General features: G+C 67.6%; 14 protein-coding genes. 6 read left to right on the top strand and 8 right to left on the bottom strand.

The window, feature by feature from the left end:
* Positions 1–223 precede the first annotated feature (223 nt).
* Positions 224–853: a hypothetical protein gene (locus VF329_08915; protein ID HEX7081120.1), complete on the top strand. Its 630-nt coding sequence runs from the start codon at positions 224–226 to the stop codon at positions 851–853.
* 20 nt (positions 854–873) lie between these two features.
* Positions 874–1,515 (top strand): hypothetical protein, encoded by a 642-nt coding sequence (locus VF329_08910; GenBank protein ID HEX7081119.1) that lies wholly within the window; start codon positions 874–876, stop codon positions 1,513–1,515.
* A gap of 66 nt (positions 1,516–1,581) precedes the next feature.
* Here the strand turns inward: VF329_08910 and ilvA are convergent, their stop codons facing one another.
* The 5 genes from ilvA to VF329_08885 form a co-directional block, all read right to left on the bottom strand.
* Positions 1,582–3,150 carry a threonine ammonia-lyase, biosynthetic gene (ilvA, locus tag VF329_08905; GenBank protein ID HEX7081118.1) on the bottom strand — a complete coding sequence of 523 codons (1,569 nt, stop codon included), beginning with the start codon at positions 3,148–3,150 and terminating at the stop codon, positions 1,582–1,584.
* A 95-nt stretch (positions 3,151–3,245) separates the two neighbouring features.
* On the bottom strand, positions 3,246–4,454 hold the full coding sequence (locus VF329_08900) for a DUF4340 domain-containing protein (GenBank protein HEX7081117.1): 1,209 nt from the start codon (positions 4,452–4,454) through the stop codon (positions 3,246–3,248).
* The gene (locus VF329_08895) at positions 4,451–6,451 is read right to left on the bottom strand and encodes a Gldg family protein (GenBank protein HEX7081116.1); all 2,001 of its coding nucleotides are present in this window, start codon (positions 6,449–6,451) and stop codon (positions 4,451–4,453) included. The genes VF329_08900 and VF329_08895 overlap by 4 nt, the downstream gene beginning before the upstream one ends.
* Position 6,452: 1 nt before the next feature.
* Positions 6,453–7,187 (bottom strand): ABC transporter permease subunit, encoded by a 735-nt coding sequence (locus VF329_08890; GenBank protein HEX7081115.1) that lies wholly within the window; start codon positions 7,185–7,187, stop codon positions 6,453–6,455.
* Entirely contained in the window at positions 7,184–8,119 is a 936-nt protein-coding gene (locus VF329_08885) for an ABC transporter ATP-binding protein (protein HEX7081114.1), read from the bottom strand. Before VF329_08885 ends, VF329_08890 begins: the two co-directional genes overlap by 4 nt.
* Positions 8,120–8,635: 516 nt before the next feature.
* On the opposite strand from VF329_08885, the gene VF329_08880 reads away from it, so the two are divergent.
* Positions 8,636–9,970: a dihydroorotase gene (locus tag VF329_08880; GenBank protein ID HEX7081113.1), complete on the top strand. Its 1,335-nt coding sequence runs from the start codon at positions 8,636–8,638 to the stop codon at positions 9,968–9,970.
* Positions 9,971–10,179: 209 nt separating this feature from the next.
* Here the strand turns inward: VF329_08880 and VF329_08875 are convergent, their stop codons facing one another.
* Positions 10,180–10,452, bottom strand: a complete 273-nt coding sequence (locus tag VF329_08875) for a hypothetical protein (protein HEX7081112.1) — start codon at positions 10,450–10,452, stop codon at positions 10,180–10,182.
* Between the two features lie 196 nt (positions 10,453–10,648).
* Here VF329_08875 and VF329_08870 point away from each other — a divergent pair, with 196 nt between their 5' ends.
* The 3 genes from VF329_08870 (at position 10,649) to VF329_08860 (ending at position 13,933) form a co-directional block, all read left to right on the top strand.
* Positions 10,649–12,478, top strand: a complete 1,830-nt coding sequence (locus tag VF329_08870) for a sigma 54-interacting transcriptional regulator (protein HEX7081111.1) — start codon at positions 10,649–10,651, stop codon at positions 12,476–12,478.
* A 165-nt stretch (positions 12,479–12,643) separates the two neighbouring features.
* Complete coding sequence (locus VF329_08865; protein HEX7081110.1) at positions 12,644–13,003, top strand: hypothetical protein; 360 nt, start codon at positions 12,644–12,646, stop codon at positions 13,001–13,003.
* Between the two features lie 333 nt (positions 13,004–13,336).
* Positions 13,337–13,933 carry a TIGR04211 family SH3 domain-containing protein gene (locus tag VF329_08860; GenBank protein ID HEX7081109.1) on the top strand — a complete coding sequence of 199 codons (597 nt, stop codon included), beginning with the start codon at positions 13,337–13,339 and terminating at the stop codon, positions 13,931–13,933.
* A gap of 75 nt (positions 13,934–14,008) precedes the next feature.
* On the opposite strand, the gene VF329_08855 is transcribed toward VF329_08860, so the two are convergent.
* Complete coding sequence (locus VF329_08855; GenBank protein ID HEX7081108.1) at positions 14,009–14,638, bottom strand: protein-methionine-sulfoxide reductase heme-binding subunit MsrQ; 630 nt, start codon at positions 14,636–14,638, stop codon at positions 14,009–14,011.
* 65 nt (positions 14,639–14,703) lie between these two features.
* Positions 14,704–15,654 (bottom strand): protein-methionine-sulfoxide reductase catalytic subunit MsrP, encoded by a 951-nt coding sequence (msrP, locus tag VF329_08850; GenBank protein ID HEX7081107.1) that lies wholly within the window; start codon positions 15,652–15,654, stop codon positions 14,704–14,706.
* Between the last annotated feature and the right edge of the window lie 44 nt (positions 15,655–15,698).

Genomic DNA, 15,698 nt, shown 5'->3' with positions numbered 1-15,698 from the left:
CTGCCCAAGCAGCGCGGACGGGCCGACGGAGCCGGGATTCCGCGCGGGTGGCCGTGCCGGGAGACGCGAGCGTTCTCGGGCGCGGCCGGCCTCGTGCGGCGCCCGTCCCGAGGCGCCCGCATCTGTGAGGCAGGACACCCGGCGGGCGCGTCCGGGTTCCTATACTCGGGAAGCGCCGGCCGGAATTCGGCCGGCGAACTCGTCGGCGGCGAGCGAGGGAGACATGCGAACGATGCACGATACGCGCGTAAGGCCGGTCAGGAGTCTCACCGAGTTTTTCCGCAATTCCGTGTCGAGCGCGATGGACCGGCAGGGAGTGGATGCGGACGATCTCACGGCGTATTACGTCGTCAATCTCCTCACGCTGTTCGCCCGCTCCGAGGTCCTGTACGAAGGCACGGCCGAGAGCCGCATGCTGAGGCCGCTCGCGTTGATTCTCGCCAAGGCCGCCGAGGCGCCGACGGTCGAGGAACGCAACTTCGAGCTTCAACGGCTCGGCGACATCGCGCTGTTCGTGGCCGGTTTCTTCGGCGAGAGCCTCGCCCGCCGCCAGGTGGACGTGGACTACTACGTGCGGATGGGCGGGTCGGCTTACAGCTCGCTTTCGGAAAGCGTCCGCGGCAGCGTGCGCGGGCAGGCGTACGCGAGCGTATTCGCCGAGCTCGCGTCGAAGTTCCAGGACTTCGTCGACGTGCTGAGCGAGGTTCGTGATGAGGCGCGCGGCAACGACGACGTGGACGTTCTGCGGCTCTACGAGGTGTGGCTGCGCACCGGCAGCAAGCGAGCGGAGCGGCTGCTACGTCGGATAGGCATCGAGCCCGATCGTGCACTGAACATCACGAGCCGGCATTAACGGACGGCCGGAGGCGAACTTTGCTGGCTAACCTCCATGCCCTGCTCGCCGACATCTACGCGCTAGAGCTGGCGTACGACATCGAAGATTTTCTGATCACCGATCCGAAGATCGCGAATCTGCTCGACGCGAACGGGCGCAGCGTCGACGAGAAGCTACTGATCGCCGAGCGCGACGGGCAGGCGGAGGTGTCTCTGTATCTCGAGGCGAGCCTCGTGGAGAGGCTCGCGGAGCGGGATCCGACCCGCCGTCTCGACGAGCGCAATCTCGCGGATTTCTGGACCGCTTTCGAGGGCGTGAGCCACTTCGCGTACTACGCCTGGAACGCGGCGCTCGAGAAGCCGGTGCGGCTGCTCGAGATGGAGCTGCAGGCGGAGGTGGACAAGTTCATCGCGACGAGCATTCTCCTGCAGCGCCAGGACGGGCGGCCGCCGGCGGCGCTGCACGAGTGGCTGTTCGAGCGCCCGCGCTTCGATCGCGGCCTGAGCCAGAGCGAGCTGCGCCGCTATCGCGCGGCGAACCGGTACGCCGGGAAGTATTGCCTGACGCTCGGCCCCGATCTCGCGCAGGGGTTGAGCCGGGGCTCGCTTTTGCATCGCGAGCTGCGCCGCTTCTACCGCCTGTCGCAGCCGAGCAAGATCCGGCACATCGAATCCCTTTAGCCGGGGTGCGCCGGGGCCATCCCCGGCCGCAGACGGCTTCGCAAAGGGATGCGAGGCGGGCCAGCGCTAGCGAATCGCGCCTCCGTTCGCGCCGAGGAACAGCCGATATGCGGGGTTGCCGGTCTCCTCGGCATGCGTGTAGCCGAGCGTATCCAAGTGCGCGTCGAACTCGCGCCTTTCCGCTTGCGGCACCTGAACGCCGGCGAGCACGCGGCCGTAGTCGGAGCCGTGGTTCCGGTAATGGAACAGGCTGATGTTCCATCGGTCCCCGATGGCCCTCAGGAACTTGAGCAGGGCGCCCGGCCGCTCCGGAAACTCGAAGCGGTAGATCAGCTCGTCGTCGATCGACGGCACGTGTCCGCCGATCATGTGGCGGACATGCAGCTTCGCGAGCTCGTTGTCGGAGAGATCGAGCACGGGGTAGCCGAGCGCCGACAGGCTCGCGACGAGCTCGGAGGCCTCGTGCCGGTCGCCCTGGAGCGCGACTCCGACGAAGATGTGCGCTTGCTCGGAAGGTGCGTACCGGTAGTTGAACTCGGTGATGCTGCGCGCGCCGAGGGCTTCGCAAAATCGCAGGAATGCGCCCGGCTGCTCCGGTATCTCGGCGGCGATGAGCGCCTCCCGGTGCTCGCCGATCTCGGCGCGTTCGGTCACGTGGCGCAGACGGTCGAAGTTGATGTTCGCGCCGCTCGCGATCGCGATGTAGCGCTCGCCGCGCCGCTCGCGATCGTCGGCGTAACGCTTCAGCCCCGCGACCGACAGCGCCCCGGCGGGCTCCATGACGACGCGGCAGTCCTCGAAGATGTCTTTGATCGCCGCGCAAATCTCGTCGGTCTCGACGAGCACGATCTCGTCGACGACCTCGCGGGCGAGCGCGAACGTATGGTCGCTGACGCGCCGCACGGCGACGCCGTCGGCGAAGATGCCGACGTGGTCGAGAGTGACCGGCGCCCCGTGCCGCAGCGAGTCGTGCATGCTGGCCGCCTCCACGGGCTCCACGCCGATGATCCGCACGTCGGGGTAGAGGTGCTTCACGTACGATCCGATGCCGCCGACGAGCCCACCGCCGCCGATCGGCACGAAGATCGCCGCGGGCGGCTCCTTCCACTGGCGCGTCAGCTCGACGCCGATCGTCCCCTGGCCGGCAATGACGTCGGGGTCCGCGAACGGGTGGACGAACGTGAGGCCCTGGGCTTCGGCGAGGCGCATCGCGTGCGCGTACGCCTCGTCGTAATCCTCGCCCTCGAGAACGGCCTCGCCGCCGAGCGCCCGGACGGCTTCCACCTTGATCGACGGCGTGCTCGTCGGCATCACGACGACCGCACGCACGCCGCGCTTCCGCGCCGCGAGGGCCACGCCCTGCGCGTGATTTCCGGCCGAGCTGCAGATCACGCCTTTCGTGAGCGTCGCTGCCGGCAGCTGCGCGACCTTGTTGTAAGCGCCGCGCACCTTGAACGAGAAGACCGGCTGAAGGTCCTCGCGCTTCAGCCAGACGTCGTTGCCGAGCCGCCGGGACAGGCGCGGCGCGTGGTCGAGCGGCGACTCGATGGCGGCGTCGTAGACGCGTGCCTTGAGAATCCTTTCGACGTAGCTCGCCGCGAGCGGCCGTGCCGGGGCTTTTTGCCGTGCACCCATGAGCGCGCGAGCTTAGCGCAACTCGCACGACGACCGAAGAGGCGCGCGGCGGAGCACGGCCGCGGCCCCTCGCGAGACCGGCGCGGGAGCGCTCGCTATTCGGTCTCCGGCGCCTTCAGCAAGTCGGCCATCCGGCGCGTCATTTGATCGAACTGATACGAAGGGATCTTGTAGCGCCACCCGCGCACACGGGCGTTGATGCGCTCGGCTTCCTCGGCCGGGTCGACCGCCTCGCCGCCGTCGTCCGCGTCTTCGGCTTGCGCCGACTCGGCTGCCTTCTCCTCGTCGGCGGTCCCCGCCGCGTCCTCTCCGGCAGGAGCGGCGTCGGCCGCCTCGGTCTCGGGCTCGGCGGCGGCCGCGCCGCCCGAAGCCTCGTCCGCATCCGAAGTCTCTTCGTCCGAAGTCTCTTCGACCGCGGCCTGCGCGTCCGGATCGACACTCGCCTCGAACGTGACCCACGCGCCGTCGTCACCCTCGAAGCCTCGGGCCGTGACGACGAGACCGTCGAACGTGTGGAACGTCGTGACCACCGGCGAGACATCGCCGGCCTCCTCCGTCGCCGCCTCGACGTCGTCGAGACGCAAGTCGCGCAACGAGTTGCCGATCACGTTCGCGACGCCCGCATAGGTCAGCTCCCGACCCTCGGGCACGTTCTCGACCGTGAAATTGGTTTGGTCCTCGCTCTCCTTGACGATCGTGACCGTCTCGCCGTCCGGGTGCTCTATCGTCACGCGGCTGATGCGCGTGCCCGGGATGTCGACGATCGTCGGGTCGACCCACTCCGCACCGCTGTTCGGCACGTCGAGCTCTTGATCGACGAGGTAGCTCTCGGGCTCGTCAGCGAGCCGCACGTAACGGTATCCGCCGCCGGCGGCATCGCCGACGATGACCGACGGGAAGGCCCGGTCGCCGCTGAACGCGGTGATCGCGACACCGCGTGCGTCCTCGGTGTCGACGTCGCGGACGCCGAGCCGTTCGTAGTACTCCGGATTCGACGTCTTTTCCTCGACGATGCGCGCCCGGGCGAGCCCGAGCAGGGCTTCTCTGATCTTGCCGACGTCGGCCGGGTAGTCGTCCTTCTCGGCGATGAGCCAGTGCTCCGGAGTGCGCCGCATCGTGGCGACCGCCTCCCCGCCCGCGCCGACGACCGTCACGCGGTCGATGTCGGCGAGCGCGGACTCGAGCTCCGGCAGCAGCAGCGCGTCGTTCCGCGAAGACGGCGTCTCGGACCGCTGACCGTAGAGCGCGAGCAGCGTGAGCACGGCCAGAGCCGCGACGAGGCCTACGAGCGTTCGAGTCGTCATCGTTGCCCCTTCCGGTGTCGTCGTCGGAGGTGGAAGACGAGCAGCGTGAGCAGCGTCAGCCCGAGCGGCATCACGCCGATGTTCAGCACCTTCAGAGTGGTGCCGAGCTGCTCGATGCTGCGGTCGAGATTTCGACGTACGGCGCGCAGCTCCTGGCGGATGCGCACCTGCTGGTCGAGAAAGCGTTGAATCTCCGCCTGCTGCTCGGGCGTCATCAGCACGGACGTCGCGTCGTCTCGCTGGGACTGGAGCTCCGAGAGCCTGCGCTCGGTCTCGTCGAGCTCGGCCTGAAGCCGCTGCTCGGTCGCACGGAATTTCGCGTCGGCCTCACGCCGCAGCGCTTCGACCGTCGTGAACGGCCGGGAATACGTGGCGCGGCTGCGCAGCCCGATCAGCTCGGCGCTCCCGGACAGATTGTCGAGCGCGTTGGTCACGAAGTCGCCGTTGCTCGCGAAGGCCGTGATCAGCTGCTGGCCGAGGAAGCTCTGCCTCTGGACCCAGAGTCGGTCGCTCAGCACGTCGACGTCGCCGACGAGCACGACGTTCACGTTCTCCGCGGAAGCGAGATGCCCTCCGGCGTCGGTGCCCTCGCCCTCCTCGTCCGCGCCGTCGGAGTCCGCCGCGCTTGCTTCCGCTTCAGCGGCTTCCTCGGGCGCGGCGTCCTCGTCCTCCGCCCCGTTCTGCTCGGCGTCGGCTTCGTCCTCGTCCGCGGCCTCGTCGTCGCCCGGCGGCCCGTCGGGGAACGCGCTCTTGATCGGGCCTTCGAGGCGCGCCGCGAGCACGTAGCGCTCGCCGGTCGGCGAGAAATCGTTCAACAGATCGCCCGGATCGGCGAGGAACTGGAAGCGCGCGGCCGGCATCAGCGCGGCCTCCGGGCTCGACGTCAGGAGCGGCGTGAGCGTAACGCCGCCGTCCTCGTCGGCGTCGGTGAAGTGGCCGGCCGTCCCGACGTTGATCGTCTCGAGGCCCGCGGTGATCACGTCCTCCTGATCCATCGCCTGCGCGTCGAGACCGGCGAGCCCGATGTGCCGCACCGGTCGCGTCCCGAAGCCGGTGTTCACGCTCAATGCATACACGTTGTCGACGACGACCTGGTCGGCGGAGAACTCGACGCCCCACGCGTCGAACAGCCGATCGAGATTCGAGCCGTTGGCGGCGCCGAAACCGCTCGGGCCGGCCGCGGCGCTCGCGATCTCGGCGAGCGGATCGACGAAGATCAGCGCGCGGCCGCCGCGGAGCACGAACTGGTCGATCGCATAGAGCGTCTTCTCGTCGAGATTCGACGGATGGACGAGCCACAGCACGTCGACGTCCGCGTCGATGGACTCGAGGCTCGACGGCAGCGTTCGAACCTCGAACAGCTGCCGGACCTGCTGCGTGATGACCCACGGCGACGAGGGCCTCCCGGCGGTCGGATCGAATCCGCCGCTCATCGGCACGCCGGCGAGGAGGCCGATCACCGGTTTCTCGGGATGCGCGAGGCTGTAGATCATCCTCGCGACGTCGTACTCGAGGAACGGCTCCTTGTCCGGCTGAAGGAACGGAATCGCGGCCTCGTCGCCGACTCCGTTCGTCCCGGCGAGCCCGAAGAAGACGTTCTCGCCGAGCGTGCCGAGATTCACCGGCTGAAGCCCGAATTGCGTGGCCCGATCCTCTTCCTCCGAGAAAGGCTCCGGATCCACGACCTCGAGACGCAGCATCCCGTTCGAGCTCGCGGCCATCTCCTCGAGCAGCTCCCGCACTCTCACTTCATAAGTGCGTATGAACGGGATGTCGGCCGTCTCCTCGTCGGAGAAGAACAGGTAGAGGTTGATCGGCTCGTCGAGCCCCGCGAGCAACGACTTCGTGCCCGGGGAAAGCGTGTAAAGGTTGTTCTCGGTCAGGTCGAGCCGCATGCCCTTCAGCAACGTGTTGCTCGCCATGACGGCGGCCACGAAGACGAGCAGAAGGACTACGAGCGTCGAGTACCCGATTCGGCGTCTTCCGGCGGTGTTCATGTCAATCGGCCTTCTTGAGCTCGAGGATGATCGTGTTCGCGTAGAGCGCGAAGCCGATGAGGAGCGCGAAGTACACGACGTCCCTGACGTCGATGACGCCTTTGCTGATGCTCTGGAAATGCGTCAGGAAGCTCAGGCTCGCAATGGCGTCGACGATGGGCTGCGGCGCCCATGCCGCGAACAGGTCGAGCACGATCGCAAGCCCGGCGAGCAGCAGCACGACGGCCACGAGAACCGCCAGAATGAACGCGATCACCTGGTTCTTCGTGACCGCGGACAGACACGACCCCACGGCGAGAAAGCCGCCCGCCATCATGATGCTGCCGAGATACGCGGCGAGGATCACGCCGTTGTCCGGCGAGCCGAGGTAGTTGACCGTGAGCCAGATCGGAAACGTCAGCCCGACCGCGAGGGCGGTGAAGATCCAGGCGGCGAGGAACTTGCCGAGAACCGCCTGCCACACCGTGACCGGCAGCGTCATCAGCAGCTCGATGCTTCCCGATCTGCGTTCCTCGGCCCACAGCCGCATGCTGAGCGCCGGCACCAGGAACAGGAAGAGCCAGGGATGGAACGTGAAGAACGGCGCGAGATCCGCCTGGCCGCGCTCGTAGAAGTTTCCGAGGTAGAACGTGAAGGCGCTTGCGAGAACGAGGAAGATGAAGATGAATACGTACGCGAGCGGCGTCGAGAAGTAGCCGAGCAGCTCGCGCCGCATGACCGCAAACGTGCCGCTCATGCGCTCGCTCCTCCGGTGATCGTGCGGAATACCTCGTCGAGCCTGCCGGCCTCGAGGTGCAGCTCGTCGAGCTCCCAGCCGCTGCGCTCCGCGAGCCTGCCGATCGGGCCGAGGGGCAGCTTGCCCGGGGCCGGAAATGCCGTGAGCTTGCCGCTCCGTTCGTCGAGCTCGACGGACGCGACCTCGGGCAGCGCCGCGATGTCGGCACGGGCGGCGGCCAGCTTCGACGCATCGGCGAGCTTCAGCGAGACGGCGTTGTGAAACCGCGAGCGGGCCTCGAGACCCGCCGGCGTGTCGTCCGCGAGGATGCGGCCGCGGGCAATGACGACGGCGCGCGTGCAGACGGCGTCGACCTCCTCGAGGAGATGCGTGGAGATCACGATGATCTTGCTTTTCGCCATCGTGCCGATCAGCTGGCGCACTTCGTGCTTCTGGTTCGGATCGAGCCCGTCCGTGGGCTCGTCGAGAATCAGCACCTCCGGATCGTGCAGGATCGCTTGAGCGAGCCCGACGCGCCGACGGTAGCCCTTGGACAGCGTCTCGATGCTCTGATCCAGCACACGCTCGAGATGCAGCAGACCGTAGACTTCCTCGAGCCGCTTCTGCCGGCCGGCCGCGGGCATCCCCCGCGCCTCGGCGACGAACTCTAGAAAGGTGCGCGGCGTCATCTCGGGATAGCTCGGGGCGCCCTCCGGGAGGTAGCCGATCCGCCGCTTCGCCTCGATGGCCTGCGTCTCGACGTCGTACCCGCAGACGACCGCTCGTCCCGACGTCGCCGGCAGGAAGCCGGCGACGATGCGCATCGTCGTCGTCTTGCCCGCGCCGTTCGGGCCGAGAAACCCGAGCACTTCGCCCGGCTCCACGCGAAAGCTCAGGTTGTCCACGGCGACGAATTGGCCGTACTGCTTGGTCAGCCCCTGACAGTCGATCATAGCCGTCATTGTTCGATTGTCCCGGTGCTTGGCGGCCTCGAAGCCGTGCTGCTGCGCGGAATCGCGCATCCACGCTGCGCGGATCGGCAGCGAGACGGGCCGGTTGTTGAAGGCGGACAATTCTGCATAGTGCCCCCAGGCGTTTCAAGGCGACGCGCGAGCGCTGCCGCTCGCCGCCTTCGAGCCCCGATTCGAGCGCGATGGGCGACCGGGCTTAAACGCCGCGGGGGCCGGTCGTGCTCTCCGTGTTGGTCTTCGTCGGACCGGCCGCCCGACCGGTCGACTCGGAAAGACCACGGCAGCCGCGCTCGAGTTCCCGAGGCGTGCCGCGGCCCCCCCGGCGGTGGCGCGTGACGCCGGCCGGATGGCATTCTGTCCGCGCTGCGATCGATGCTGCGGTCAACGAAGCGTCGGACGGAGCCCGCCGTTCGCGTCGGCGCACGAGCCCGGCATTCTGCACCAGCCGGCGCGCGGCACGGATCGGTTGCCCGAAGCGCGAAAGGTGAGGAAGTGCAGATGACGACGAGGGCGCTCGTCAACGGCAGGGTCGTGAACGAAGGCCGGATTCTCGAGACCGACCTTCTGCTAGAGAACGACCGCATCGCCCGCGTTGGGCCCGGCGCGTTGCCGCCGAACGCGGAGGTCGTCGACGTCGCCGGGCAATACATCCTGCCGGGGCTGATCGACGATCAGGTGCATTTCCGCGAGCCGGGCGACGCGCGCAAGGGCACGATCGAATCCGAGTCGCGCGCGGCCGTGGCCGGCGGCGTCACGAGCTATCTCGACATGCCGAACAACTCACCTCCGGCGGTTGATCTCGCCGCGCTCGCCGCGAAGCGCGCGACCGCCGCGCGCACGAGTTACGCGAACTACGGCTTTTACCTCGGCGCGACGAACACGAATCGGGAGGAGATCGCGCGCGCGGGCGCGGCGGACGCCTGCGGGATCAAGGTGTTCATGGGCGCCTCCACGGGCGACATGCTCGTGGACGATCCCGCGGCGCTCGAGGCGATCTTTGCCTCCGCGCGCTTGCCGGTCGCGGTGCATTGCGAGGACACGCCGATGATCCGGGACGCCGAGCGGCGCTACCGCGAGCGGTACGGCGAGGACGTGCCGATGTCCGCCCACCCCGCGATCCGCTCGACGCAGGCCTGCTACGCCTCGTCGTCGCTCGCCGTCGGGCTCGCGAAGCGGCACGGCACCCGGCTGCATGTGCTGCACGTGAGCACGGCCAAGGAGCTCGAGCTGTTCGACGCGGGACCGATCGAGGCGAAGCGCGTCACGGCGGAGGTTTGCGTGCACCATCTGTGGTTCGACGAGTCCCGTTACGCGGATCTCGGCGCGTTGATCAAGTGCAACCCCGCGATCAAGACGGCCCGGGACCGGGGGGCCCTCGTGCAGGGCGTCGTGGAGGACAAGATCGACGTGATTGCCACCGATCATGCGCCGCACACGCGCGAGGAGAAGTCGCGGAAGTATTTCGAGGCCCCTTCCGGCCTCCCGCTCGTGCAACATTCGCTCGCAATGCTGCTCGAGCAGCACCGCGCGGGCCTGCTGAGCCTTACGGCGATCGTCGAAAAGGCGGCGCACAACCCGGCGCGGCTGTTTCGCATCGTCGACCGCGGGTTCATCGGTGAAGGCTGCTTCGCCGACCTCGTCGTCGTCGACCTCGACGCGGAGACGAAGGTGACGCCGGACCGGCTCCTCTATCGTTGCGGATGGTCGCCGCTAGCCGGCACGGTATTTCGATCCGCGGTCAAGATGACGCTCGTGAACGGGGGGATCGCCTATCGGGACGGCGTCGTGACCCCGGAAATCCACGCGCGCGCGCTCGAATTTCGGCCGGCGTGAGCGCTCTCGGCCGGGCCCCGTGACGGGAGAGGTAGAGAACGGGAGAGGGAGGGAAAAAAAAAGGGGGCCGGGTCCGAACTTCCTTGTCCTCTTCGTTGCGAAGAGACCGGTCCTTAGTTCGATGCCGGGATTTCCCCGGCCCCCTGACATACGCCTCCCGGCTCGGCCGCGGCCGCCATGGGGGAGGAATGGCGGCCGCTCGACACCGCTTAACCGCGGATAGGGTCTCGGCCGCTCGCGAGCTCGATCTTCGGCGCGACGATCTCCTTCAGGGCATCGTTGAGCCTAACTTCGATCTGCTCGTCCAACGACCGCACGTATTCGTCCAGTTGCGTGCGAAACTCCGCTTCCTGCGCTTCCGCCCGCGCCGCCTCATGCCCGTCCACGACGATCTCCTCGGTGGCCGCTGCCTGCTGGCCGAGCGCCCCCAGCAGCCACAGAGCCGCGCCGACCCCGGGAACCACCATTTTTCGCGTGAACATTTTCTTCTTCCCTTTGGTTAACGAAACTCCGATAATCCTGCGAACCTCATTCAGCTCGCGGCCCTATCTATGCATCAGTCGTGCCAATTTCAAGAGGTAGGTAAAACAATATCTTACGTCTGTATGAGCCCACGGATTTCCGTTAGGTCACGGATATCCGTTGCGCTCATTCACGGAAAATCGTAAATATAGAGCCATGTCGATCGTCGATCGCTACCAGTGGCTGTTCCGCAAGGCCCCGGCGCTGACCGTCTCGCTGGACGAGGACGGTTTCTTCCTCGACGCGAGCGACGCGTGGCTCAAGCGCTTCGGGTACAGCCGTGAGGAGCTGCAGGCCAAGCGCCCGCAGGATCTCGGCAGCCCGGAATCCGCGCGGCGCGTCAACGAGGAGTACCTGCCGCTGCTACGCCGCACGGGGCGGCTCGAGAGCGTGCCGTTCGACATCACGACGAAGAGCGGCGAGCGGGTGGACTGCCTCGCGAGCGCGATCGTCGAGCGGGGCGCGGAGGGTGACTACCTGCGCACGGTGGCCGTGTTCACCGAGGTCGGCCAGCAGGCGCGCCTCGAGGAGCACTACCGCGAGCTCTACCGCCAAACGCCCGCGATGCTGCACACCGTCGACAGCCGGGGCCGCATCGTCCACGTGAGCGATCGCTGGCTCGCGAAGCTCGGCTACCGCCGCGAGGAAGTGCTCGGCCGCTTGATCACGGATTTCATGGCCGAGGAGTCGCGCGCGCCGCTCCTCTCCGGCGGGCGGCTCGAGGACATCATCGCGCACGGAGAGCTCGAGAACGAGCCGCGCACGCTCGTCACGAAGACCGGCGAGATCGTCGAGGTGCTGCTCTCGGCCCGCGCCGACCGCGACGAGCAGGGCAACGTCGTCGGCCTGCTCGTCGCCGCCAAGGACGTCACCGAGAGAAATCAGGCCGAGCGCCAGCTTCGGGCCGCTTTCGAGGAGAACGCGCGGCTCAGGGAGGAGCTCGAGCGCGAGCGCGACTATCTGCGCGAGGAAGTGCAGGTGTCCATGAACTTCGGCCGGATCATCGGCGAGAGCCCGGCGCTGAAGAAGATGCTCGCGCGCCTCGAGGCGGTTGCCCAGACCTCGGCGAGCGTGCTGATTCAGGGCGAGTCCGGCGTCGGCAAGGAGCTGGTCGCCCACGTCATTCACTCGCGCAGCCCCCGCAGCCAAGGCCCGCTCGTGAAAGTGAACTGCGCGTCGATTCCCCACGAGCTCTTCGAGAGCGAGTTCTTCGGGCACGTCAAAGGGGCGTTCACCGGCGCGCACCGGGATCGGGTCGGCCGGTTCCAGCTCGCCGACGGCGGCACGATATTTCTCGACGAGGTGGGCGAGATCCCGCTCGATCTCCAGAGCAAGCTCCTCCGAGTGCTCCAGGAAAGCGAGTACGAGCGGGTCGGGGACGACCGCACGCACACCGTCGACGTCCGCGTCATCGCCGCGACGAACCGCGATCTCGAGCGCGAGGTCGAGGCCGGGCGGTTCCGCGAAGATCTGTACTACCGGCTCAGCGTGTTCCCGATCGACGTGCCGCCCCTCCGCGAGCGCGGCGACGACGTGGTGCAGCTCGCGAGCCACTTCCTCGAGCGCACCTGCCAGGATTTCGGGCACCCGCCGCTCGCGCTGTCGCGGCAGCAGGCCGCGCTGCTGAAGCGCTACGACTGGCCGGGGAACATCCGTGAGCTCAAGAACGTGATCGAGCGGGCCGTGATCCTGTCGCGCGGCAAGGTCTTGAGGCTCGATCTCGCGATGGCGGACATCCTCGGCGCCGGTCGAGTCGCGAAGGCGGCGGCCGACGAGCACGACGACGAGGTCATGACCGAGGAGCAGCTGCGCAGCCTCGAGCGAGAGAACATGCTCAAGGCGTTACGGCTTACGGGGTGGCGCGTTTCAGGGCCGAACGGAGCGGCGAAGCTGCTCGGGCTCAAGCCGAGCACGCTCGCCGATCGGATGAAGAAGTTCGGCATCTCGCGTCCGAACGGCGACGAGCGCAGCGTCTCCGTGTTGTGACGCGCGTTCTTGCCGCCGCTTTCCGTAATCTGCTATACCTCGGTCACGGCATGGGGGTGGGCCGAATTCCTTTAACGCCGGCAGCGCCGCGGCCGGCGGTTCGTCGGGCCGCCCGCGGCCAACCGTCACCGATCGCAATCGTATTCACCTTCGAAGGCGCGATAGATGCTGCATCTGATCAAAAGACTCGAAGCGGCGGTCCGGACTCTCGTCGGGGAGGGCCCGGTGAAGCAGCGGCTGCACGGGGCGTACGCGCGCTACCTGGATGATCTCTCGGCGACGGATGTGCCGGAGCCGATACGCGCGCGCTTCGAGAGCCTCCATGCGGCGATGCACCGCTCGCCGGCAATGGGTCGGGAGGGGGCGATCAAGATTTCGGTCCAGAAGATGTCGTTTACCGAGGCGGCCCGGCACGCGGAGAGCATCGTCGAGCTCTATGCCGACGTCCTGCGCAACACGGACCGGGCCGAGCCGCTCAAGGTCGTCCACAACGAGGAGAAGCGCTACCTCGGCGGCCGGACGTAGCCTCGTGTCCCGCAAATATCCATCCATGGTGCTTGCCGGGACCGCCGTGGATACGGCCCTATAGGCTCGCTCGCGGGCGTCCAGGCCCCGGGGTCCGCAGCGCGAGCACAGTGAGCGCTGGGGTGGGTGCGCGAGCGTCCCGTCACGCATCATGGATAGGTATTTGCGGGACGCCACTAGGAGCCCGTCCGAGCAATGATGCGCCGACTGCGGCGATAGGCTCCAAGCGCTCCCGTCTCTCGCCGCGATCCCGCGTGCCGCAGTTCACGGCGGCGTGCGCGCGACCCTCCCTATAATCCGCCGGCGCATTTTGTTAACTGATCGAGGCGAACGATGAGAAGATGGCTGCCGTCCGCGTGCATCGCGCTCTGCCTCGCCGCGCCTGCGTGGGCCGAGACCGTCTACGTCACCGACATCCTGCAGCTCGGCATTCATCACGCCCCCGATACCAGCGACAAGCCGTTCGACGTGCTCGTCAGCGGCACCCCGCTCGAGGTGCTCGAGCGCTCGGGCTTCTACGCGCGAGTGCGCACGCCCGACGGGCGCGAGGGCTGGGTCAAGTCGGGCTACGTCGTCACGGAGAAGCCCGCGCGGCGCCGTCTCGCGGAGCTCGAGGCCGAGCTCGACCGGCTCCGCCTGCAGCTCGCCGAGGCCGAGGCGGCCCGGGAGCTGGCCGAGCAAGCGTCCGAGCGGCTCGACGCCGACCTCGCGGGCCGCAAGGCGTCGCTCGAGGAGATGGAAGCGTCCCTCGCCCGCCTCGCGCAGCAGAACGAGGAATACGAGGCGCGCTTCGATCGCTATCGGCTCAGCTTGCCGCTGCCGTGGGTCGCGGGCGCCCTCGCGTTGACGCTCGTCGGCGGCTTCGCCGGGGGCTGGTGCGGGCTCGACGCGCTGATCCGCCGCCGCCACGGCGGCTTCCGCGTCTATTGACTTCCGCGTCTATTGAGTCGACGCGACCGACCTAGACGTCCCGCAAATATCCATACGGCGGATATTTGCGAGACTCTAGGGAGCCGCGGGCCGCTGAGCGGCGGCCCTGCGCCGCGCCCGCATCCTCGAGTCCACGAGCCTGTAGCCCAACAGCAGCGAGAGGATGACCGCGTAGACGAGCGGCTCACGGATGTCGGCTTTCGTCTGCCACCAGAAGTGCACGGCGCCGAGGATCGCGATCGGGTAGACGAGGCGGTGCAGGCGCGTCCAGTTGCGGCCGAGCCGCCGCTGCCAGCCTTTCGTCGACGTGACCGCGAGCGGAATCATCAGCACGATACCCAGCATACCGAGCGTGATGTACGGCCGCTCGGTGACGTCGACGATCAGCGAGCCCCAGTCGAAGCGCCGGTCGAGGCCGATGTAGGTCAGCAGGTGCAGGGTCAGGTAGAAGAACGCGAAGAGGCCGAGCATCCGCCGGAGCCGCACGAGCCAGTTCAGCTTCGTGAGCTTGCGCACGGGCGTGACGGCAAGCGTGATCCAGAGCAGGTTCAGCCCCGTCTTGCCCATCGTGAACAGCACTTCCTCGACCGGGTTCGCGCCGAACGACGCGAGCCCGAAGATCTTCGCCGCGACGATCGCAAGGGGCACGAGGCACGCCGCGAACACCACGACCTTCGCGGCCGCGACGGGGTTGCGCGGGATCAGGTCGATGCTTCGCTGATCGAACGAGAGCGCGGCGGTCCGCGTGCTTTGGGCCGCGCGCGTCACGCTCAGTAGTTCTTGACGAGATCGAGACCCTCGTACAACGACGCCACCTCCTCGGCGTAGCCGTTGAACATCAAGGTGGGCACTCGCGGCGAGAAGAGGCCGGCTCCGAGCACACGCTCGGTGGCCTGGCTCCAGCGAGGGTGATCGACGTTCGGGTTGACGTTCGAGTAGAAACCGTATTCCTGCGGCGCGTACATGTTCCAGGTGCACTCGGGCTGCCGCTCGGTAAAGTGGATGCGCACGATCGACTTTATGCTCTTGAATCCGTACTTCCAAGGGACGATCAGCCGGAGCGGGGCGCCGTTCTGATTCGGCAGCACGCGGCCGTACACGCCCACCGTGAGCAGCGTGAGCGGATGCATCGCCTCCGCCATGGTCAGCCCTTCGCGGTACGGCCATTCGAGGATCGGATACCGGAGGCCGGGCATCTGCTCGGGGTCGTTCAACGTGAAGAACTGCACGTATTTCGCGCGCGACGTCGGCTCGAAGCGCTTCAGCAGGTCGCCGAGCGGGAAGCCGACCCACGGCACGATCATCGACCATGCCTCGACGCAGCGGAACCGATAGACGCGGTCCTCGAGCGTATGAGGTTTCAGGATGTCCTCGAGCGCGAAGGTGCCGAGCTTCTCGGCCTCGCCGGTGACCTCGACCGACCACGGGTGAGGCTTCAGCGTATGGGCGTTGCGGGCCGGGTCCCCTTTGCCCGTGCCGAACTCGTAGAAGTTGTTGTACGTGGCGATGTGCTCGAACTCCGTGGGCTCCTCGTCGAGCGAGCCCGGCCACTCCGCGAGATTCGAGAATTTGCCGGAGGCTGGAATGGAAGCGCCGAACGCGGGCGCGGCCGCAGGGACGAGGCCGAGGGCGACCGCCGAGCGTAGGATCTCGCGCCGGTTGAAGTAGACGTGCTCGGGCGTGATCTCCGACGGTCGGATGCGGTTCTTCGGTCTCGTCATGGAACGTCCCTCCGCTGCTTCTGCATGCGTTCGACCGTGCGGCG

The organism is Gammaproteobacteria bacterium (genome assembly GCA_036381015.1).
In the GTDB taxonomy this organism is placed as follows: Bacteria; Pseudomonadota; Gammaproteobacteria; order Steroidobacterales; family Rariloculaceae; genus ZC4RG20.
The sequence above is the reverse complement of the archived record's forward strand: the minus strand, read 5'-3'. Positions and strand labels throughout refer to the sequence as shown.